This is a genomic window from Pseudonocardia lutea (assembly GCF_042658055.1).
GTDB lineage: Bacteria > Actinomycetota > Actinomycetes > Mycobacteriales > Pseudonocardiaceae > Pseudonocardia > Pseudonocardia lutea.
In genome coordinates, this window is record NZ_JBHSQK010000050.1 from 14,866 (window position 1) to 35,846 (window position 20,981).

17 protein-coding genes are annotated in these 20,981 nt (G+C 73.7%); 10 read left to right on the top strand and 7 right to left on the bottom strand.

What is annotated here, in order from left to right; genetic code table 11:
* Positions 1 to 32 precede the first annotated feature (32 nt).
* Together ACFQH9_RS19840 and ACFQH9_RS19845 are read right to left on the bottom strand one after the other, a co-directional pair.
* Positions 33 to 1,481, bottom strand: coding sequence for a M28 family peptidase (locus tag ACFQH9_RS19840; RefSeq protein WP_379567656.1), 1,449 nt, complete (start codon positions 1,479 to 1,481; stop codon positions 33 to 35).
* Between the two features lie 333 nt (positions 1,482 to 1,814).
* Positions 1,815 to 2,792, bottom strand: coding sequence for a M28 family peptidase (locus ACFQH9_RS19845; protein WP_379567657.1), 978 nt, complete (start codon positions 2,790 to 2,792; stop codon positions 1,815 to 1,817).
* A gap of 119 nt (positions 2,793 to 2,911) precedes the next feature.
* Here ACFQH9_RS19845 and ACFQH9_RS19850 point away from each other — a divergent pair, with 119 nt between their 5' ends.
* Genes ACFQH9_RS19850 through ACFQH9_RS19860 form a run of 3 tightly spaced genes read left to right on the top strand, consistent with a single transcriptional unit; the run spans position 2,912 to position 7,044 of the window.
* A complete protein-coding gene (locus ACFQH9_RS19850; RefSeq protein ID WP_379567658.1) occupies positions 2,912 to 3,307 on the top strand; it encodes a MerR family transcriptional regulator in 396 nt (131 codons plus the stop codon).
* Positions 3,304 to 3,651 (top strand): thioredoxin family protein, encoded by a 348-nt coding sequence (locus ACFQH9_RS19855; RefSeq protein WP_379567659.1) that lies wholly within the window; start codon positions 3,304 to 3,306, stop codon positions 3,649 to 3,651. Before ACFQH9_RS19850 ends, ACFQH9_RS19855 begins: the two co-directional genes overlap by 4 nt.
* Positions 3,652 to 3,678: 27 nt before the next feature.
* Positions 3,679 to 7,044 carry an error-prone DNA polymerase gene (locus ACFQH9_RS19860; RefSeq protein ID WP_379567660.1) on the top strand — a complete coding sequence of 1,122 codons (3,366 nt, stop codon included), beginning with the start codon at positions 3,679 to 3,681 and terminating at the stop codon, positions 7,042 to 7,044.
* 36 nt (positions 7,045 to 7,080) lie between these two features.
* Here the strand turns inward: ACFQH9_RS19860 and ACFQH9_RS19865 are convergent, their stop codons facing one another.
* Positions 7,081 to 7,737, bottom strand: coding sequence for a GPR1/FUN34/YaaH family transporter (locus ACFQH9_RS19865; RefSeq protein WP_379567661.1), 657 nt, complete (start codon positions 7,735 to 7,737; stop codon positions 7,081 to 7,083).
* Positions 7,738 to 8,005: 268 nt separating this feature from the next.
* Positions 8,006 to 8,650, bottom strand: coding sequence for a GPR1/FUN34/YaaH family transporter (locus tag ACFQH9_RS19870; protein ID WP_379567662.1), 645 nt, complete (start codon positions 8,648 to 8,650; stop codon positions 8,006 to 8,008).
* Between the two features lie 709 nt (positions 8,651 to 9,359).
* On the opposite strand from ACFQH9_RS19870, the gene ACFQH9_RS19875 reads away from it, so the two are divergent.
* Together ACFQH9_RS19875 and ACFQH9_RS19880 are read left to right on the top strand one after the other, a co-directional pair.
* Complete coding sequence (locus tag ACFQH9_RS19875) at positions 9,360 to 9,602, top strand: DUF3017 domain-containing protein (protein ID WP_379567678.1); 243 nt, start codon at positions 9,360 to 9,362, stop codon at positions 9,600 to 9,602.
* A gap of 9 nt (positions 9,603 to 9,611) precedes the next feature.
* Positions 9,612 to 10,928 (top strand): DUF2252 domain-containing protein, encoded by a 1,317-nt coding sequence (locus ACFQH9_RS19880; RefSeq protein WP_379567663.1) that lies wholly within the window; start codon positions 9,612 to 9,614, stop codon positions 10,926 to 10,928.
* An 84-nt stretch (positions 10,929 to 11,012) separates the two neighbouring features.
* On the opposite strand, the gene ACFQH9_RS19885 is transcribed toward ACFQH9_RS19880, so the two are convergent.
* Positions 11,013 to 13,226, bottom strand: a complete 2,214-nt coding sequence (locus tag ACFQH9_RS19885) for an NADP-dependent isocitrate dehydrogenase (RefSeq protein WP_379567664.1) — start codon at positions 13,224 to 13,226, stop codon at positions 11,013 to 11,015.
* A 204-nt stretch (positions 13,227 to 13,430) separates the two neighbouring features.
* Here ACFQH9_RS19885 and ACFQH9_RS19890 point away from each other — a divergent pair, with 204 nt between their 5' ends.
* From ACFQH9_RS19890 to ACFQH9_RS19900, 3 genes are all read left to right on the top strand, one after another.
* The gene (locus tag ACFQH9_RS19890; RefSeq protein ID WP_379567665.1) at positions 13,431 to 13,775 is read left to right on the top strand and encodes a hypothetical protein; all 345 of its coding nucleotides are present in this window, start codon (positions 13,431 to 13,433) and stop codon (positions 13,773 to 13,775) included.
* Between the two features lie 61 nt (positions 13,776 to 13,836).
* Positions 13,837 to 14,619: an exodeoxyribonuclease III gene (locus ACFQH9_RS19895; RefSeq protein WP_379567666.1), complete on the top strand. Its 783-nt coding sequence runs from the start codon at positions 13,837 to 13,839 to the stop codon at positions 14,617 to 14,619.
* Entirely contained in the window at positions 14,616 to 15,401 is a 786-nt protein-coding gene (locus tag ACFQH9_RS19900; protein WP_379567667.1) for a protein kinase domain-containing protein, read from the top strand. Before ACFQH9_RS19895 ends, ACFQH9_RS19900 begins: the two co-directional genes overlap by 4 nt.
* Before the next feature lie 74 nt (positions 15,402 to 15,475).
* Here ACFQH9_RS19900 and ACFQH9_RS19905 read toward each other — a convergent pair whose 3' ends face one another.
* The gene (locus tag ACFQH9_RS19905) at positions 15,476 to 15,964 is read right to left on the bottom strand and encodes a YbaK/EbsC family protein (protein WP_379567668.1); all 489 of its coding nucleotides are present in this window, start codon (positions 15,962 to 15,964) and stop codon (positions 15,476 to 15,478) included.
* 239 nt (positions 15,965 to 16,203) lie between these two features.
* On the opposite strand from ACFQH9_RS19905, the gene ACFQH9_RS19910 reads away from it, so the two are divergent.
* Both ACFQH9_RS19910 and ACFQH9_RS19915 read left to right on the top strand, forming a co-directional pair.
* Positions 16,204 to 18,837: a bifunctional FO biosynthesis protein CofGH gene (locus ACFQH9_RS19910; protein ID WP_379567669.1), complete on the top strand. Its 2,634-nt coding sequence runs from the start codon at positions 16,204 to 16,206 to the stop codon at positions 18,835 to 18,837.
* A gap of 121 nt (positions 18,838 to 18,958) precedes the next feature.
* Positions 18,959 to 19,162: a hypothetical protein gene (locus ACFQH9_RS19915; RefSeq protein ID WP_379567670.1), complete on the top strand. Its 204-nt coding sequence runs from the start codon at positions 18,959 to 18,961 to the stop codon at positions 19,160 to 19,162.
* Here ACFQH9_RS19915 and ACFQH9_RS19920 read toward each other — a convergent pair whose 3' ends face one another.
* Positions 19,163 to 20,485 (bottom strand): GGDEF domain-containing protein, encoded by a 1,323-nt coding sequence (locus ACFQH9_RS19920; RefSeq protein WP_379567671.1) that lies wholly within the window; start codon positions 20,483 to 20,485, stop codon positions 19,163 to 19,165.
* Positions 20,486 to 20,981 lie beyond the last annotated feature (496 nt).

Consider the following 20,981-nt stretch of genomic DNA (forward strand, 5'->3'; position numbering starts at 1 on the left):
GACCGGACCCGCGACAACAGGTATGGCCGGCGCTACGACTGCCGCCGGGGCACCCCGTTCAGGTCCAGCGCGAACCGGCCGACCGTGCCCGCCAGCGCGTCGACGTTGCGGTCCAGGGCCGTGCGGTCGACGTTGGCGACGGTGTCGCAGGCCTGGTGGTAGCAGCCGTCGAACGGGCGGTCGGCCTGGCCGCCCCACTGCCCGGCCTGCTGCGCCGACTTCCGCTCCTCGGCCCCGGTGAACAGGCCGCCCGCCGGGATGCCGGCCGCGATGAACGGGCCGTAGTCGGAGCGGCCGTCGAAGTCCGTGCCCGACCCCTGCACGCCCACGGCCGAGAGCTGGTCGAGCAGCACCCGTTCCACGGCCGCCGAGCCCTCGGGGCCGGGGCCCGCGCCCTGCTTGTCCGAGTCGTCGCCGTCGTAGACGAGGTAGCCGGCGTTCGGCGACCCCACCATGTCCAGGTTCAGGTACAGCGCGATCCGCTGAGCGTCCGCGGGTGCGAGCCCCTCGACGTACCGGGTGGAGCCGACGAGCCCGACCTCCTCGGCGCCCCACCACGCGAACCGGACGGCGTTGGCGACCGGCGGCGTCGGGCCGAGCGCGGTGGCCAGCTCGAGCAGCGCGGCGGAGCCCGAGCCGTTGTCGTTGATCCCCGGGCCCTCCGGCACCGAGTCGAGGTGCGCCCCGGCCATCACGACGCGGTCCGGGTCGCCGGTCGTGGTCTGCGCGATCACGTTGCGGCTCACGGTGTCCTGTGTGGTGGCCAGCAGCAGCAGGGTGACCGGGGCGCCGCCCCTCGTCGCGAGGTCGGCCCCGGCGGAGGCGGTCACGCCGGTGGTCGGCACGGTGGCGGTGGAGTCGCCGAGCGTGGCGTCCAGCCGCGTGTCCTCGGTGTTCACCACGACCAGCCCCGCGGCGCCGGCCTTCTTCGCGTTCTCCGACTTGGCGCCGAAGGGACACGTACCGCGTTTGACCAGGGCGATCGCGCCCGCGGGCATGCCGGCGAAGTCCTCGACCTCGCACCCGGAGGTGGCGTCCTGGGCGACGACGTGCAGCGGCGCGGTCAGCCCGCCCGCCGGCGTGGCGGGGGAGAAGCTCATCGCGGCGGAGTCGACGGTGCGCCCTTCCACGGTCAGCCGCTGGTCCTGGACGGTGTAGGCACGGACGTCGAAGCTCGGGGTGTCCACCGCGAACCCCGCGTCCCGGAGGGTCTGGGCCACGTAGTCCACGCTGGCGTCGTAGCCGGGGGTGCCGAGGGCGCGGTTGCCGCCGTGGGCGTCGGCGATCTGCTGCAGCCGCTCGAGGCGGGCGAAGGCGCCGTCCCCGCTCACGGTCGACATCAGCCGGGCGGGCAGGCCCGGATCGGGCGCGACCTGCGTCGTGGGCTGCGGCGCGGGCGTGGTGGGGGTGGTGGTGGAACACCCCGCGAGCAGGACCGCCGCGAGCCCCGCCACCACCGCCGCCAGTCGTCGACCCCGCATGCTTCCCCCTCCGTCATGCCGCCGTCGCTCAGTGTCGGGCATCGACGGGGTGTGCGCCGACAGCCCCGATCGGGTGGGTCCGCGGGAGCGATCTCGGGTCCACGGGTCTCGCACGGGCGCTGCACAGGTGTTTCTCAGGTGGTGGGAGTGGACTGGGTACTGCGCCGCACGGAGCGGGCACGAACGTCGTCGGAGCTGGTGACGGAGCCCCGACGGCCGCCGGACGAGCGCGACCGGACGCTGGGGAGCCCCCGGTACCGCGCCGCCGGCAGCCCGGATGACGCCGGTCGGGGGCTGGGGAGCGGCCCGGCCGGCGTCATCCGGTGGAGGCGGTCAGTCCCTGGACGTGGCCAGGCTCGCGAGGGTGCCCGCGGTGGCGTCCCCGAAGCGGTCCAGCGCGACGCGGTCGACGTTGGTGAGGGTGTCGCAGGCCGCGTGGTAGCAGCGGTCGAAGACCTGACCCGCGGTCCCGCCCCACTTCGCGGCCTGGTCGGCGCTCTTGACCTGCTCGTCGCCCGCCAGCAGGCCCGCGCTCGGGATCCCGGCGGCCACGAAGGGCGCGTAGTCCGAGCCGCCGTCGAACTTCACGGTGTCCGGTGCGGCGCCGAGCGCGGTGAGCCGCGCCGCGAGGTCGCGGGTGGCGGGTTCGTCGCCCTGGACGAAGTAGCCCGCGTTCGGCGAGCCGGTCATGTCCAGGTTGAGGTAGAGCAGGATCGCCCGGCGGTCCGCCGCGGACAGGGAGTCGACGTAGCCCTGGGAACCCTCGTAGTCGCGCTCCTCGGCACCCCAGAACGCGAACCGGACGGCCCGGCCGAGGGGCGGCGAGCCGGTCATCCGCGTCGCGATCTCGAGGAGCGTGGCCACCCCGGTGCCGTTGTCGTTGATGCCGGGACCGTCGCGGACGGAGTCCAGGTGGGCGCCCGCGAGGAGGACCTGCCCGGAATCGCCGGTGCGGGTCTGCGCGATCACGTTCCGGTACGTCCTGTCCCGGAAGCTGAACTCCGGCGTGGTGACGTCGAAGCCGGCCGCGCGCAGCACCTCGGCGACGTGGTCGACGCTCGCGTCGTAGCCCGGGCGCCCGGTGGCCCGGTTCCCGCCGTGGGCGTCGGCGATCCGCTGCAGCTCGGTGAGCTGCGCGAACGTCCCGTCCCCCGTCACCTGGGCGACGAGCCGGTCGGAGAAGGGGGAGGGCACGGGCGACGGCGAGATCGGCGCAGTGCCGGAGCAGGCCACGGCGAGGCCCGCGAGCAGGGCGACGAGGCCGGTGCGCATGATCCCGGCGCGTCGCGCCCGGTGACGGTGGTCGACCATGACCCTCCGATCGGCGGTCCCTCACCCGGATCATCCGGGGCGAACGGTGATTGCGCCAGCCGATATTGGCGTTGACGTCGGGGTCAAGGTCTAGCGTCGCCGACGGGAGGGGACGGACGATGCGGATCGGCGAGCTGGCGGAGCAGGCCGGGGTGAGCCCCCGGGCGTTGCGGCACTACGAGGAGCTCGGGCTGTTGCCCGCGCGCCGCCGCGCGAACGGCTACCGCACCTACGGCGAGGAGGACCTGCGGGCGGTCGCGGAGATCCGTGCGCTGGTCGGGCTGGGTCTGTCCCTGGAGGAGACGCGGCCCTTCGTCGAGTGCCTGCGCGCGGGCCATCCGAGCGGTGCGAGCTGCGCCGACTCGATCGCGGTGTACCGGCAGAAGCTCGCCGAGGTCGACGCGTCCCTCGCCCGGCTCGGCGCCGTGCGCGCCGAGCTCGAGGCGCAGCTGCACGCCGCGCTGCGCGAGCGCGCACCGGAGCCCCGGTGCGAGATGTCGGTGGAGGAACCGTGATCGAGACCGTGTCCGACGAGACCTTCGAGGACCGGGTGCTGCGCGCGCCGGGGCCCGTGCTGGTCGACTTCACCGCCACCTGGTGCCCGCCCTGTCGGATGATCAAGCCCGTGCTGGCCGAGCTCGCGACGGAGCTGGCGGGGCGGCTGGAGGTCGTCGCACTGGACGTCGACGACTCCCCGAGGACCGCCGCGGCGGCGGGCGTGAGGGGCATGCCGACGCTGAGCCTGTACGTCGGCGGGCGGGTGGTCGCCCAGGTCGTCGGGGCCCGGCCCAAGGCTGCGGTGCGCGCCGCGGTCGAGCCGTTCCTGCCTGTGGACAGCTCTGTCGCCGCGGCCCCTTAGAACGGATGTTCGAGTACGCTCCGGGGCATGGGATGGAGCAACCCGGACGTCACCTGGCGGGAGCTGGAGGCCACGCTCTCGGGTCGGGCCGGGTCGAGCCTGCGCGGTGGCCCGGAGGCCGACGGCGGGGACTCGCCCGCCTGGTCCCGCAAGCGTGAGCCGTACGCGCCGCCCCCGCTCGAGCGCACCGAGCCGACCGTCCCGTACGCGGAGCTGCACTGCCACTCCAACTTCAGCTTCCTCGACGGGGCGAGCCACCCCGAGGAGCTGGTCGAACGGGCGCACCAGCTGGGCCTCGAGGCGATCGCCCTCACCGACCACGACGGGATGCACGGCGTGGTCCGCTTCGCGGAGGCCGCGCGCGAGCTTGGCGTGCGCACGGTCTTCGGCGCGGAGCTGAGCCTCGGGCTGCCCGCCCCGCAGAACGGGGTGCCGGACCCGGAGGGCAGTCACCTGCTGCTGCTCGCCCGCGGGCCGGAGGGCTACGGGGCGTTGTGCCGCACGATCAGCGCCGCGCAGCTGCGCGGGGCGGAGAAGGGCCGCCCGGTGTACGACCCGGTGGAGGTCGTCGAGGACACCCGCGGCCGCGTCGTCGCGCTCACCGGGTGCCGCAAGGGCACGGTGCAGCAGGCGTTGCGGGCGGGCGGGCCCGCGGCGGCCGCCGAGGCGCTGCGCGGGCTGGTCGAGCGGTTCGGCCGGGAGAACGTGGCCGTCGAGCTCACCCACCAGGCCCTGCCCACCGACACCGAGCGCAACGACGTGTTGGCCGCGCTGGCGGCCGAGGCCGGCGTGGCGACCGTGGCCACCACCGCGGCGCACTACGCCACGGCCGACCGGTTCCCGCTGGCGTCGGCGCTGGCGGCGGTGCGCGCCCGGCGCAGCCTCGACGAGGCCGATCCCTGGCTGCCCGCGGCGGGTGGGGCGTACCTGCGCGGTGGCGCGGCGATGGCGGACCGCTTCGAGGGGCGGTACCCGGGCGCGGTGGCGCGGGCGGCGGAGCTGGGCCGGGAGCTGGCCTTCGAGCTGCAGCTGGTGGCGCCGGACCTGCCGCCCTTCGACGTCCCGACGGGGGAGACGGAGGCGACCTGGCTGCGCGCGCTGACCTGGCAGGGCGTCGCGCGGCGGTACGGCAGCCACGCGGAGAACCGGTTCGCCGCGGACATGGTGGCGCACGAGCTGGCGATCATCGAGGCCAAGAACTTCCCCGGCTACTTCCTGATCGTGGCCGACATCGTGGCCTTCTGCCGGCGCGCCGGGATCCTCTGCCAGGGCCGGGGCTCGGCCGCCAACTCCGCGGTCTGCTACGCGCTGGGCATCACCAACGTGGACGCGGTGCGCCACGGCCTGCTCTTCGAGCGGTTCCTCTCCCCGGACCGGGACGGCTACCCGGACATCGACCTGGACATCGAGTCCGGCCGGCGCGAGGAGGTGATCCAGTACGTCTACCAGCGGTACGCGCGCACGCACGCCGCCCAGGTGGCCAATGTGATCACCTACCGGCCCCGCTCCGCGGTGCGGGACATGGCGAAGGCGCTGGGCTTCTCGCCCGGCCAGCAGGACGCGTGGAGCAAGCGGATCGAGCGCTGGACCGGGCTGGACACCGAGACCGTCCCGGAGGACCTGCCCGTGCCGGTGCTGGCGCTGGCCGACGAGCTGCTCGGCTTCCCGCGGCACCTCGGGATCCACTCCGGCGGCATGGTGATCTGCGACCGGCCGGTGTCCGAGGTCGTGCCGGTGGAGTGGGCGCGGATGGAGGACCGGACCGTCGTCCAGTGGGACAAGGACGACTGCGCGGCCGCCGGGCTGGTCAAGTTCGACCTGCTCGGGCTGGGGATGCTCACCGCGCTGCACCTGATGATGGACCTGGTCGAGAAGCACGAGGGCCGCACGGTCGAGCTGCACGAGCTCGGCGAGAGCGACCCGGCGGTCTACGAGATGTTGCAGCGGGCCGACTCGGTGGGCGTGTTCCAGGTCGAGTCCCGCGCGCAGATGGCCACCCTGCCCCGGCTCAAGCCGCGCGAGTTCTACGACCTGGTCGTCGAGGTCGCGCTGATCCGGCCCGGGCCGATCCAGGGCGGGTCGGTGCACCCGTACATCCGGCGGCGCAACGGGCTCGAGAAGTGGGAGTACGACCACCCGCTGCTGGCGGGCGCGCTGGAGAAGACGCTCGGGGTGCCGCTGTTCCAGGAGCAGCTCATGCAGATCGCGGTGGACGTGGCGGGCTTCTCCGCGGCCGACGCGGACGAGCTGCGCCGCGCCATGGGGTCCAAGCGCTCCACCGAGAAGATGGAACGGCTCCGGGAGCGGTTCTTCGCGGGGATGGCGGCCCGGGAGATCCCGGCGGACGTCGCGGAGACGATCTTCCAGAAGATGCTGGCCTTCTCGAACTTCGGCTTCCCGGAGAGCCACTCGATCAGCTTCGCGTCGCTGGTCTACTACAGCTCCTGGTTCAAGCTCTACCACCCGGCGGCGTTCTGCGCGGCGCTGCTCAACTCCCAGCCGATGGGCTTCTACTCCCCGCAGTCCCTGGTCGCCGACGCGCGCCGGCACGGGGTGCGGGTCCGCGGGCCGGACGTCAACCTCGGCGGCGCCGCTGCGATCCTGGAACCCGACGAGCGGAGTTCCGGAGGTCGGGCGATCCGCACCGGTTTGCGCGAGATCCGCACGGTCGGCACCGAGCTCGCCGAGGAGATCGAGGCGGAACGGGAGCGCGGCGGCCCGTACCGGGACCTCGCCGACCTGGCCCGCCGGGTGCGGCTGACCGGGCCGCAGGCGGAGGCGCTGGCCACCGCCGGAGCGTTCGGCTGCTTCGGGATCGAGCGGCGGGCCGCACTGTGGGCGGCCGGGGTGGTCGCGGCGGTGCGTCCCGAGCACCTGCCGGGCAGCGCGGTCGGGCTGGCCGCACCGGCGCTGCCGGGGATGACGGAGGTGGAGGAGACCGTCGCCGACGTCTGGGCCACCGGTGTCTCCCCGGACAGCCATCCGCTGCAGCACCTGCGGGAGGAGCTCGACGGGCTGGGTGCGGTCCGGATCGACCGGCTGGACGAGGTGGCCCGGAGGGCGGGCGCGGGGGAACGGGCGGACCTGGGTGATCCGTTCGACCCCGACGACCCGGCGCCGCGGGTGCTGGTCGGCGGCCTGGTCACGCATCGGCAGCGGCCCGCCACCGCCCGCGGGGTCACGTTCGTGAACCTGGAGGACGAGAGCGGGATGCTCAACGTGACCTGCTCGGAGGGGCTGTGGGCGCGGTACCGCACGGTCGCGCTGGGCAGTGCGGCGTTGCTGGTCCGCGGCCGGCTGGAGCGCAGTCCCGAGGGCGTGCTCAACCTGGTCGCGGACCGGTTGCAACGGCTGCCGCTCACGGTCGCGGTGAAGTCGCGGGACTTCCGGTGAGCGGGCGGCCCACCGGAAGCCCCGCGCGGGGCGCGCTCAGCGCACCAGCGGCGACCCCATCGATCGGGCCCGGCCGCCCAGCTCCTGCGTCATGCCGTCCACGAAGATGTAGACCGCGGTGAGGCAGAACAGGGCCGCGGTGATCCCCGCGATGGTGAGCAGACCGGTCGAGCCGTTCAGGGTGGCCACGAGGACCAGCGCCACGGTGATCGTGACCAGGGCGAACAGCGCGGTGAAGGCCAGCGGCAGGCGCAGCGTGGCCAGGGTGAGCACGGCGAAGACCGCGAGCCAGGCGATCAGGAAGGTCCCCTGGGCGGCGGCGGCGTTCTCCGCCGGGATCTTCAGCCAGTCGTTGACCAACGAGAGGACGAGGTAGCCGTAGCTCAGCCAGAAGGTCGCGAACACGGTGAAGATCGCCCCCACCGCCCCCTGCCCGATCCGGATGGCCCAGACACCGGCCACGAGCAGGCCGAGGCCGGAGACCAGCAGCGTCATCGGCACGAGGGTGCCCACGGCCGCCGCCGGCAGGTAGCCGAACAGGTACAGCGTCAGGCCGATCCCGCCGACGAGGAAGGCGGGCAGCCCGAGCAGCGCCGGGTTGCCGGTGGGTGCGGGCGGGGCGGCGGGCGCCGCGGGGCCGGCGGCGCCCGCCGGGTCGAGGGCGGGTTCGGACAGTCCGTGCTCAGTGGTCATGTCACGCTCCAGACTGATGGGGCATCCGGGCGCGGAGCGTCCAGCGGCGCGGGCGAGGAGTGTGCTCCGTCACATCCATTGACGTCCACATCGGTCGGTCGTGGTTTCTCAATCTGACACAACATGCCGTTGACCTGCGACGGCACGGCCGATCTCGGGACGGGGGACACGGTGTGGACACGGCCGGGACACGGTCCGGACACGGCGGGGCCCGGCCGTCTCGGACGAGACGACCGGGCCCGGCGGGTACGGCGTGCGCCCGGTTGCGCTACTTGACCAGCGGGGTGCCCATCGGCAGCGGCCGGCCGCCCAGGTCCTGGCCGAAGCCGTCGAACAGGATGTAGGCGAAGATCGCGCAGAAGACCAGCGTGGTGATCCCGGCGATCGGGAGGAGGCCGGTGTTGCCGGTGCTCACCCCGAGGAACGCCAGCACGAAGGTGATGTCCACGAACACGAATCCCGCGGTGAAGGCCAGCGGCAGGCGCAGCGTCGCCAGCGTGAGCAGGATGAACACCAGTGTGAAGGACAGCAGGTAGGTCCGCTGCACACTCGCCGCGCCGGCCGCGTCGGTCACGCCCCACCAACCGCTCGTGAGCCCGGCGAGCAGCAGCCCGAAGCTGAGCCAGAAGGCGGAGAACACGCCGAAGATCGCCGCCACTGCGTTGGCCGCCACCCGGGCCGCCCACGCGGAGGCGATCAGCAGGAAGAGCCCGGCGGAGAGCGAGACGCTCGGGATCATGCCGCCGGGGAGGGTGGCGGTGTCCAGGTACCCGAGGAACCAGAGCCCCAGGGTGACGCCGGAGGGCAGGAAGGTGATCAGGCCCAGCAGGGCCGGGTCGGGCGCCGGGGCGGCGACCGCCCGGGGCTCGGCAGCGGCATGCGCCCCCGCCTGCACGTCGCTTTCCACGCTCATGACGCTGCTCCTCCTCGAGTGGGGCCGGCTGGGGAGTCCCTGGACGCCGGCAAGGGGATTGTGCGAGGCGTCACAGCGGCAGCGGACCCTCCGAAGGGAGGGAACGCGACCTCGACCTTCGCGACGCGCCCCGGAACCACCAGGTCAGCTGACCGTCGGAACGGGCCACGAAAGGGTGGGGCGGGTTGCGCCGGGCCGGGGACACCGCGCCCCGGACCGCCTCTGCGAGGATGGCCGCGTGAGCGGCGGCGACCATCTCCGGGGCGACCTGCCGGACGTGCCGTCGCCGGACGACGAGCCGACCGCCCCGCTCCGCCGGCCCACGCCGGGCCCCCCGCCGCCCCGCTCGGCGCCCGCCCGCGTCGCCCCGCTGCCGCCACCGCACAATGCGCCACCACCCCCGCACACTGCGCCACCGTCGACGCCGCCGGCCGCACCGGCTGCGCCGCAGGCGGCGCCATCACCGGCACCGCAGGTCGCACCGCCGCCGAGCCCGCTGTCGGCACCGTCCTCTGCGCCGCAACCGGTCCCGGGCTCCGCACCGCCGGGACCGTCGTCCGCGCCGCCACCGCGCGCGCCGGCCGCCCCGACGTCCCCCACCGCGCCGGGGAGTTCCCCGGGCACCGGCCCGGTTCCGGCGGCACCGCCGGCCGCGCACGAGCGCCACGGCGTCCGCCGCTGGCTCGAGGTCCACGGCGCGTTGCTGCTGGTGCTGCTGATCGCGCTGACGGGGATGGTCCAGGCGCTCACCGAGCACTGGCGCCAGGGCTCGGCGCTGCTGGGCGGGTCCCTGCTGGTCGCGGCCGTGCTGCGCGGTGTGCTGCCGCCCGCGCGGGCCGGGCTGCTGGCGATCCGCGGCCGGGTGGTCGACGTCGTCTGCTACACGGTCTTCGGCATCGCCGTGCTCCTGCTCGCGCTCACGATCACCCGGGGATCGCTGACCGTGGGCTAGGTTCCCGCCATGTCACCTCGGGAGACGGACCGGAGCGAGCGGATCGTCGACACGCTCGTCGACGCGTTCTCCGACCTCATGGCGGCCGACCCGGCAGCCTTCCGTGCGAAGTTCCGGAAGATGGCGGCGGATCCGTACGCCTTCTACCGCGGCAGCGCCTGCCTGTTCTACGCCGACGTCGCCGAGCGCGAGGACCCCTGGGCGGACGCGCGGACCGGCCGGATCTGGATCCAGGGCGACCTGCACGCCGAGAACTTCGGCACCTACATGGACGGCGACGGCCGGTTGATCTTCGACGTCAACGACTTCGACGAGGCCTACCTCGGCCACTTCACCTGGGACGTCACCCGCTTCGCCGCCAGCCTCGCGCTGCTGTGCTGGCGCAAGGCGATCCCCGACGCCGACATCACCGCGCTGGTCGGCCACTACGCCCGGGCCTACCTCGACCAGGTCCGCGCGTTCACCGACGTCGACGACGACCGCAGCTTCTCCCTGCGGCTCGACACGTGCGACGGGCCCGTGCAGGAGGCGCTGCTGCGGGCGAAGCTCAGCACCCGCGTCGCCCTGCTCGACTCGATCACCGAGACCGAAGGCTTCGACCGGGTCCTGCGGGACGGTCCCGGGGTCCGCCGACTCGACGACGGTGAGCGCGACCGGGTGTGCGACGCCTTCGAGCGCTATCTCGACACCATCCCCGAGTCGAAGCGGAACTCCGGCGTCACCTACACGATCAAGGACGTCGCCGGGAAGTCCGGCTTCGGGATCGGCTCGGCGGGGCTGCCCGCGTACACGGTGCTGGTCGAGGGCTACAACCAGGCGTTGGACAACGACGTCGTCCTGTCGATGAAGCAGGGCAACGTGGCCGCGCCGTCGCGCGTGGTACCGGAGTCGGAGGTCGCCTCGGTCTTCCACCACCACGGGCACCGCACCGTGTTGTCGCAGCGCGCCCTGCAGGCCCACGCCGACCGGCACCTCGGCTGGACCGACCTCGACGGCGTGGGTTTCGTCGTCAGCGAGATCTCGCCGTACGAGTCCGACCTGGACTGGTCGGAGCTCACCGAGCCCGACGAGATCGGCCCGGTCGTGGAGTACCTGGGCCGGGCGACCGCCAAGGTGCACTGCGTCGCGGACTCCGACGCCGACGACTCGATCGTCGACTTCCAGACGGAGGAGGCGATCACCCACGTGGTCGGGGACCGGGAGGACGAGTTCGTCGAGTGGGTCACCGACTTCGCCCACTCCTACGCCGCCCAGGTCCGCGAGGACCACGCGCGCTTCGTCGACGCCTTCCGCGACGGGCGCATCCCCGGCGTCGCCAGCACCTGACTGCAGGAACGGCACTCTCGTGCGGACCGACCGCACGAGAGTGCCGTTCGTGCACCACCCGGGGCGAACCCGGAGCGTACGAGGTCAGAAGCTCGCGAGCGCCTCGTTCAGCGTCGACGAGGGACGCATGACCGAGTCGGTCTTCGTCCTGTCGACGTAGTAGTAGCCGCCGAGGTCGACCGGCTCGCCCTGCACGCCGTTGAGCTCACCGACGATGGTCTCCTCGGCCGCGGCCAGCTTCTCGGCGAGCGGCGCGAAGATCGCGGCGAGGTCCGCGTCCTCGGTCTGCCGCGCCAGCTCCTGCGCCCAGTAGAGCGCGATGTAGAAGTGGCTGCCGCGGTTGTCGAGCTCGCCCACCTTGCGCGAGGGCGACCTGCCCGTCTCGAGCAGCGTGCCGGTGGCCGCGTCGAGCGTCCTGCCGAGCACCCGGGCGCGCGCGTTGTCCGTGGCGTCGGCCAGGAACTCCAGCGACACGGCCAGCGCGAGGAACTCGCCGAGCGAGTCCCACCGCAGGTGGTTCTCCTTGACCAGCTGCTGAACGTGCTTCGGGGCGGAGCCGCCGGCACCGGTCTCGAACAGCCCGCCGCCGTTCATCAGCGGGACGATCGAGAGCATCTTCGCGCTGGTCCCGAGCTCGAGGATCGGGAAGAGGTCGGTGAGGTAGTCGCGCAGCACGTTGCCGGTGACCGAGATCGTGTCCTCGCCCGCCTTGGCGCGCTTGAGGGTGTAGCGGGTGGCCTCGGCGACCGGGAGGATCTCGATCGTCAGGCCCTCGGTGTCCAGCTCGGCGAGCTGCGACTTCACCTTCTTGATCAGCTCGGCGTCGTGCGCGCGGGTCTCGTCCAGCCAGAACACCGCCGGCCAGCCGGTGGCCCGGGCCCGCGACACGGCGAGCTCGACCCAGTTGCGGATCGGCGCGTCCTTGGTCTGGCAGGCGCGCCAGATGTCGCCGGCCTCGACCTGGTGCTCGAGCAGCGCGGTGCCGTCGGCGTCGACGACGCGTACGGTGCCGGCCGCCTGGATCTCGAAGGTCTTGTCGTGCGAGCCGTACTCCTCGGCCTTCTGCGCCATCAGGCCCACGTTGGGGGTGGTGCCCATGGTCGTCGGGTCGAAGGCGCCGTGCTCCTTGCAGAACTCGACGGTCTCCGCGTACAGCGGCGCGTACGAGGAGTCCGGGATGACGAACTTGGTGTCCTGCTGGGCGTCGTCGGCGTTCCACATCTGGCCCGACGAGCGGATCGCGGCCGGCATCGACGCGTCGATGATCACGTCGGACGGGACGTGCAGGTTGGTGATGCCGCGCGAGGAGTCGACCATGGCCAGCCGCGGCCCGGCGGAGTAGCCGGCGGTGATGGCGTCCTCGATGGCCTTCCGCTTCTCGGCGGGCAGCTTCTCCAGCGCGGTGAGGATGGAGGCGAGGCCGTCGTTGGGGTTCGCGCCGACCGAGGCGAGGTCCTCGCCGTACTGCGCGAAGACGTCGGAGAAGTAGGCCCGCACCGCGTGCCCGAACAGGATCGGGTCCGACACCTTCATCATCGTGGCCTTGAGGTGCACCGAGAACAGCACGCCCTTGTCGGCGGCGTCGGCGACCTGCTCCGCGAGGAAGGTGTTGAGTGCCGACGCGCTCATCACCGCGGCGTCGACGACCTCGCCCTCGAGGACCTTCAGGCCCTCCTTCAGGACGGTCCGGGTGCCGTCCGCCGCGGTGTGCTCGATCGTCAGGGTGGTGCCGGCCGGGATCGTCACCGACCTCTCGGAGTGCCGGAAGTCGCCGTCCGACATGGTCGCGACGTGCGACTTCGAGTCCTGCGACCAGGCGCCCATCGAGTGCGGGTGCTTCTTGGCGAAGTTCTTGACCGACGCCGGGGCGCGGCGGTCCGAGTTGCCCTCGCGCAACACCGGGTTGACCGCGGAGCCCTTGACGGCGTCGTAGGCGGCGCGGGCGGCCTTCTCCTCGTCCGTCTGCGGGTCCTCGGGGTAGTCCGGCACCGCGTAGCCGGCGGCCTGCAGCTCCTTGATCGCGGCCTTGAGCTGCGGGATCGACGCCGAGATGTTCGGCAGCTTGATGATGTTCGCCTCGGGCGTCCTGGCCAGCTCGCCGAGCTCGCCCAGCGCGTCGGGCACCCGCTGCTCGTCCGTCAGCCGGTCCGGGAACTGCGCGAGGATGCGGCCCGCCAGGGAGATGTCGCGGGTCTCGACGTCGACCCCGGCCTTGCCGGCGTAGGCCTCGACGACCGGCAGGAAGGAGTGCGTCGCCAGGGCCGGCGCCTCGTCGGTATAGGTGTAGATGACCTTCATCGCTGCTTCGCGCCTCGCAAACGTGTCGCCTGGTGGGCTCCGTACGACAGGAGCACGCCGCTCCCCGCCCGACACGCTATCCCGTACGCCTGTCCTGGTGCGTGCCGAGGTCCGAGCCGGGGTACCCGACGTCGCACGTCACATCCCCCGGAACGTCCGGCCGCTCCGCTACGGTGAGCCCACGGGTCGTCACGGGGAGGGGTCATGGCGCTGGGGCCGAGGTTCAAGGTGCCCAAGCTGGAGGCGTCGTCCTTCAAGGGCTGGGCGTTCGTGCTGGTCGCCGGCACCGTCCTCGCGGTGGTCGCGCTCGTCTTCCGCGGCACCGGCACCACCGGCGAGACCGGCTGCGTGATGGAGGTGCAGGGCAGCGCCCCGCTCGACGTCTACCGCAGCGCCAGCACCCAGTTCGAGCCCGTCGACACCCTGCGCGCGGGCCAGCTGGTCGACGCCGAGCGCGGCGTGATCGAGAACGGCTTCCGCAAGCTCGTCGGCGACAACCGCTGGGCGGTCAACGAGCGGCTGGCCGCGACGGCGGGGAGCACGTGCTGAGACCGGCCGCGCATAGGGCGGGCGGCAGCGGGAAGCTGTAGTCGTGCCGACCGTCAGCTCCGTGAACGTCAACGGTGTACGGGCCGCGTCGACGAAGGGGTTCCTGGACTGGCTCGCCGCCACCGAGGCGGACGTCGTGTGCCTGCAGGAGACGCGCGCCCTGCCCGTCGACCTGCCCGCCGGGTTCCTCGCGGCGACCGCCGGATGGCACCTGACCCTCGAACCGGCCGCCGCCAAGGGACGCAACGGCGTGGCGGTGCTCAGCCGGGAGGCGCCCGTCGCCGTGCGGACCGGGATCGGTGCGGCCGAGTTCGACGGGGCCGGCCGCTACGTCGAGGTCGACCTGCCCGAGCTGACCGTCGCCTCGCTCTACCTGCCGAAGGGCAGCGCCGGCACACCCAGGCAGGAGGAGAAGGACCGCTTCCTCGCCGCCCTCGCCACCCACCTCGCCGAGCGGCGGGAGAAGGCGCTGGCCGACGGCCGGGAGATGGTCGTGGCCGGGGACTTCAACATCGCCCCCGCCGAGGCCGACATCCGCAACTGGAGGGGCAACCTCGCGCACTCCGGGTTCCTCCCGCACGAGCGCGAGTGGATCGCGGCGCTGTGCGCGAGCGGCTGGACCGACGTGGTCCGCGCCGTGCACCCGGGCGTCGACGGGCCCTACACCTGGTGGTCCTACCGCGGCCGGGCCTTCGACAACGACGCCGGCTGGCGCATCGACCACGTCCTCGCCACGCCCGGGCTCGCCGCCCGTGCCGACCACGCCGCCGTCGAGCGCGCCCCGAGCTACGACGCGCGGTGGTCCGACCACGCCCCCGTCACCGTCCGGTTCGGTCCGCCGTGATCCCGAGCCGTCTCATCGGGGGGCGCTACGTCGTCCTCGACGGGCTGGGTGCGGGGCTGCTCGGCCCGGTCTGGCGTGCCGAGGACCGGCTGACCGGGCGCCTGCTGGCGGTGCAGGAGCTGCACGTGCCCGGCATGACCCCGGCCGAGCACGCGCAGTTCCGCGAGCGGCTGCTCCGGGAGGCCCGCAGGATCGGCGCGCTCGCCGACCCGGGTCTGCTCGCGGTGCACGACGTCCTCTCGGACTGCGGGATCGACCACGTGGTCACCGAGCTCGTCACGGGGAACCGGTTGTCCGAGCACGTCGCCTCGGGCGGCCCGCTCGCCGCCCACGACGCGGCGGACCTGGCCCGCGTGCTGCTCCGCACGCTGCGCGCCGCGCACCACCGGCAGCTCGTGCACGGCGCGGTGCGTCCCGGGTCCGTGGTCCTCGGCGACGACGGCCGCATCGCGCTGGCCGACGTCGGCCTCGCCCGGGCGGCGGAGGAGGCCGGGGTGTCGCTGCACGGGCAGCTCGGCCCGCACGGGGTCCTCGCGCCGGAGCGGGCGGCGGGCGGCCCCGCGACGCCCGCCGCGGACATGTGGGGGCTCGGCGCGACGCTGGCCTTCGCCGGCGCCACCGAGGAACCGCTGTCCTCGCTGGTCGCGGCCCTGCGCCAGGAGGACCCGGCGGCCCGCCCGAACGCCGACGAGGCACTCGCGATCCTCGGCCGCAACGGCACCACCCGCGGCGGGACGAGCGGGAAGCCGTGGCGGCGGATCTGGGAGCGCCTCCGCCCCTGACGCCTCGAGCCCCCGCGAGTCGGGAGTTCTGAGCTTCCGGACCTGCGCTGTGGGCTTCGGCGGGAGCGGTCTGCTCACGCGACGTCCGCGGGCGTCCCACCCGTGACCGCGACGAGCTCGGCGAAGGTCGTCGGGAACACCGCGTGCGCGATACCGCCGGCCGCCCAGACCTCCTCGTGGTCCTCGAGCGCGTGATCCACGAGCGTGCGCAGCGGCGCCGGGTGCCCGACGGGCGCGATCCCGCCGATCGCCTGGCCGGTCGCCGCGGCCACGAAGTCCGGCTTCGCCCGGCGCACCGCCGCGACACCGACCAACTGCGCCACCTTCGCCGTGTCGACCCGGTGCGCGCCGGACGTGAGGACGAGGAGCGGCTCGCCGTCGGCGTCGAACACGAGGGAGTTGGCGATCGCGCCGACCTCGACGCCGAGCGCCTCCGCGGCCGCGGCGGCCGTGGTGACCGCGTCGGGCAGCACCTGCATGCGCTCGACGTGCTCCTCCGCGGCGCCGCCCTCGCGCAGCGCCGCGATCACCTTCTGCACCTTGGGATGGTCCTGGGCCGGCATGGCGGCATTCCAGCACGTGGCGCCGAGACCCGGCACGCGGATTCGGGAGCTCGCGACTCGCGGTGCCGGATCTCGCGACTCGCGGGAGCCGGGAGCACGACTCGCGGGGCCCGCGGCGCGACTCGCGGTACGAGCGGTGGGGCGGGAAGGGGGCCGGACGGGGCATCCGTCGTATTCCCCGGCCCCCTGTGACGATCTCGCCGGTCGACCGGGCGGTGGGCCGGACATAGTGTGGGCGGATGGCCGAGATGCTCCCCGAGCCCGCGCCCGCCGACGTGCCGGAGGTTCCCGCAGCCCCCGCCGAACCCGCTCCGTCGGAGTCCGCCGTCCGTCGCGCCCTGCGCCGGGCCCGGGACGGCGCCGTGCTCGACGTGACCGAGGCGGCGGTGCTGCTGGCCGCGCGCGGTGAGCAGCTCGACGCGCTCCTCGACGCCGCCTCGACCGTGCGCGACGCGGGCCTGGTCGACGCGGGTCGCCCCGGCGTCGTCACCTACTCACGGAAGGTCTTCGTCCCGCTCACCCGGCTGTGTCGCGACCGCTGCCACTACTGCACCTTCGCGACCGTGCCGCACCGGGTGCCGTCGGCGTTCCTGGAGCGCGACGAGGTGCTGGAGATCGCGCGGGCCGGCGCGGCGCAGGGCTGCAAGGAGGCCCTGTTCACCCTCGGGGACCGGCCGGAGGACCGCTGGCCGGCCGCGCGTCAGTGGCTCGACGAGCGCGGCTACGACTCGACCCTGGACTACGTCCGCGCCTGCGCCATCGCCGTGCTCGAGGAGACCGGTCTGCTGCCGCACCTCAACCCCGGCGTGCTGTCGTGGGAGGAGCTCACCCGGCTCAAGCCGGTCGCCCCGTCCATGGGCATGATGCTGGAGACGACGGCGACCCGGCTCTGGTCGGAGAAGGGCGGCCCGCACTTCGGCAGCCCGGACAAGGAGCCGGCGGTCCGGCTGCGGGCGCTGACCGACGCCGGACGCGTGGGGGTGCCGTTCACGACCGGCATCCTGATCGGCATCGGGGAGACCCGGACCGAGCGCGCGGAGTCGATCTTCGCGATCCGCTCGGCGGCGCGGGCGCACGGGCACGTCCAGGAAGTGATCGTCCAGAACTTCCGGGCCAAGCCGGACACGGCGATGGCAGGCGACCCCGACGCCGACCTCGAGGACCTCGCGGCGACCATCGCGGTCACCCGGCTGGTGCTCGGACCGAAGATGCGTGTGCAGGCCCCGCCGAACCTGGTCGGCGAGGAGTTCGCGCTGATGCTGCGGGCCGGGATCGACGACTGGGGCGGCGTCTCGCCCGTCACGCCGGACCACGTCAACCCCGAGCGGCCGTGGCCGGTCATCTCCGAGCTCGCGGCGCGCTCGGCCGAGTCGGGCTTCACCCTGCGGGAGCGGCTGACGGCGTACCCGAAGTACGTGCTGGCGGGCTCGCCGTGGATCGACACCCGGCTGCACGCGCACGTCGCGGCGCTCGCCGACCCGGAGACCGGGCTGGCCGACGAGCAGGCGGTCGTCGAGGGGCGGCCGTGGCAGGAACCCGACGGCGGGTTCGAGTCGACCGGTCGCACCGACCTGCACAGCACCATCGACACCACCGGCCGCACGGAGGACCGGCGCGGCGACTTCGCGTCCGTCTACGGCGACTGGGACGAGCTGCGCGACGAGCTCGCCGCCCAGAGATCCCGAGCAGCGCAGCGTTCCCGGGCGCCCGAGCGGCTGACCGGCGACGTCCGGGCCGGACTGGACCTGGCCGGGTCGAACCCGGCGGCCCTGCTGGACCCGGCGAACGAGGCCGCGGCCATGGCGGTGCTGACCGCCGAGGGCCCGGCCCTGGAGGAGCTGGTCCGGCTCGCCGACGACGTCCGGCGGCAGGTGAACGGCGACGAGGTCACCTACGTCGTCAACCGCAACATCAACTTCTCCAACGTCTGCTACGTCGGCTGCCGCTTCTGCGCCTTCGCCCAGCGCGAGCGCGACGCCGACGCCTACCGGCTCTCCCTGCCCGAGATCGCCTCCCGCGCGGTCGAGGCCGCGCGGGACGGCGCGACCGAGGTGTGCGTGCAGGGCGGGATCGACCCGCAGCTGCCGGTGACCTTCTACGCCGATCTGGTCCGCGCGGTGCGCGAGGCCGTGCCGGGGATGCACGTGCACGCCTTCTCGCCGATGGAGATCGTGTCCGCGGCGTCGAAGGCCGGGGTGTCGATCCGCGAGTGGCTCACCGAGCTGAAGGCCGCCGGGCTGGGGTCCATCCCGGGGACCGCGGCCGAGATCCTCGACGACGAGGTCCGCTGGGTCCTCACCAAGGGCAAGCTGCCCGCGGCGCAGTGGATCGAGGTCGTGTCCACGGCGCACGAGCTGGGGATCCCCTCGTCGTCGACGATGATGTACGGGCACGTCGACGAGCCGCGGCACTGGCTGGGGCACCTGCGCACGCTGGCGTCGGTCCAGGACCGCACGGGTGGGTTCACGGAGTTCGTCCCGCTGCCGTTCGTGCACCACAACGCGCCGATCTACCTGGCCGGGATCGCCCGGCCCGGCCCCACCGAGCGGGACAACCGGGCGGTCCACGCGTTCGCGCGGCTGGCCCTGCACGGCCGGATCGACCACGTGCAGTGCTCGTGGGTGAAGCTCGGCGACGATCTCGCCGCCGACATCCTCCGCGGCGGCGCGGACGACATGGGCGGCACGCTGATGGAGGAGACGATCTCCCGGATGGCCGGGTCGGAGAACGGCTCGGAGCGGTCGGTGGAGGAGCTGACGGCGATCGCCGCGGCCGCCGGGCGTCCGGTGCGGCAGCGGAGCACCACCTATCGGGAGCCGGTCGCGAAGCTGGCCCCCGCCCGCCCGAGCCTGCTGCCGCTCACCCCGGCCTGACGGTAGGAAGATCACCGGTCGTGGAGCGGGCCGGTCGGAGAACGACCCTCCCGCTCCACGACGGGCGATCATGCCGCGACACGGCCCTGCCGGGGCCTCCCTCGCGCGTAACCTGACGGGCATGGGCGTCCTCGGCGAGCTGTTCCCCGGTCCGAAGATCTCCGACGAGGCCGGCGAGTCCGGCAACGGCGAGACCTTCCGGCTGGGTCCGATCGACCTCGAGAACGGGGTGGTCCGCGTCGTCCGGGCCGGCGGCGCGGAGGACGTGGGAACCGCCGTCGAGGGAGTGCCTGCGGACGCCCCCGCCGACGGCGACGGCGACTGACTAGGAGGGCTCGGGCTCCGCGCGCGGTCGCGGGGGCTCGACGGCCTCCGGCGCGCTCCGGGTCTCGGGTGCGTCGCCGAGCAGCGGCTGCGAGTGGTCGGCGATCCGCACGGCGTTGCGCCCGGAGTCCTTGGCCCGGTAGAGCGCGTGGTCGGCGAGGGCCATGGCCTGCTCGACGGTCGTGCTGGGCGCGGCGGGCACCATGGTGCCGCCCACCGAGATGCTGAGGTTGCGGATCGAGAGCGGCCCGTCGGGCGTCTCGACGGGCACGACCAGGGTGGTCACCCGCTGCCGGATCCGCTCCGCGACGGCGTGCAGCTCGGCCGCCGCCCGCCCGGCCGGCAGACCGGGCAGCAGGACCACGAACTCCTCGCCGCCGAAGCGGCCCACCAGATCGTCCCCCCGGACCTCGGCGCGGACCGCGTCGGCCACGGCGGCCAGCACCCGGTCCCCGGCGAGGTGGCCGTGGGTGTCGTTGACCTTCTTGAAGTGGTCCAGGTCCAGCACGAGCATCGCCAGGCTGGTGCGCTCCCGCCGGGCCCGGACCATGGCCTCGCCGGCACGCGCGTTCCAGGCCGTGGCCGTGAGCAGGCCGGTCTTGCCGTCCGTGGTCGCGGCGTCGGCCAGCTCGCGGAACATGACCGCCCGCTGCAGCACGAGGATCGGCACGAACGCGAACAGCACGAACCACCAGGACACGGTGAGCGTGAGGGCGAGCATCGCGCCGAGGCAGAGGGTGGCGACCTCGACCGCGACGTCGTCCGGGTGGCCGAACAGGTCCGCGGGCTTCGCGTCGGGATTGCTGGTGGCGACGGCGAGCGCGATGAGCAGCGAGTTCACCGCCGCGTAGACGAGCGTGGCGCACGCGAGCGCCGCCAGCCCCGCGACGCCCCCCGCCCAGGCCTCCGCCCCGCCGGTCCGCTCGACGACCTCCCGGGCCGCGACCGCCGCGAGCAGCACCGTGGACGTGGTGAAGGTGTGCCGGAACAGCGGGAACCGCGCCGGTTTCCACACCCGGAACCACAGGTACGTGTAGATGACCGTGATCGTGGCGGTGGCCAGCGCGGCCGGCAGGAGCAGGGCGGCGGCGAACGTCCAGATCGTGGAGAGGTCGGTGTAGGACTTCTCGCCCACGCGCCGGCGGGCACGCTCGACCCCGGTGGCCACCTCCGTGTGCACGATTCCCGACGCGGCCAGCACGAGCGCGAGAACGGCCGAACCGACAGTGGGCCGAAGGGCGGACCACGACAGGGCGACCAGCACCAGCGCCACCGTCTCCACGACGGCGAGCATCGCGATCACCCGGGTGGGCTGAGCCCACACGGCCCAACGGGTGATCCCGCACCTCCGTCGAGGTGACTGCGCCACGACTGAGTCTCCTGTCCAGCCAAACTGGTGATGTCGGACCCCGAGCGTAGTCAAACGATCACACGATCCGGATGCCCCGAAACGGTACCGAATCGCGTGTCGTGACTACTCTGGGTGACACACGCTGCAGGCTCACCGTGCCCGGGCCGAGCGGCGGCGCGCCGCGACCGGGCGTACCCGCCTTCGCCGGCGGTCGTTGCCCGCAGTGTCGGAGCGCACCGGCCGCCGCGGCCAGGGCCGCCGGTCACCGGTTGATCGCCGGAGCCGCCGCGGTCGTTACCGCCGGCCGGTGCGTGGGGAGGAGGGCGCCGTGCGCGACCGCGCGAAGGACGACCCGGGACGTCCCCGTCCGCTGCGTCCGCCTCCGTCGGGCGCAGCTGCGCGTCCGCCCGGCCTCGCCGCGGTGAACCGTTCCTCCGATGGGCCCGTGACGTCCGCACAGGAGGGCCGA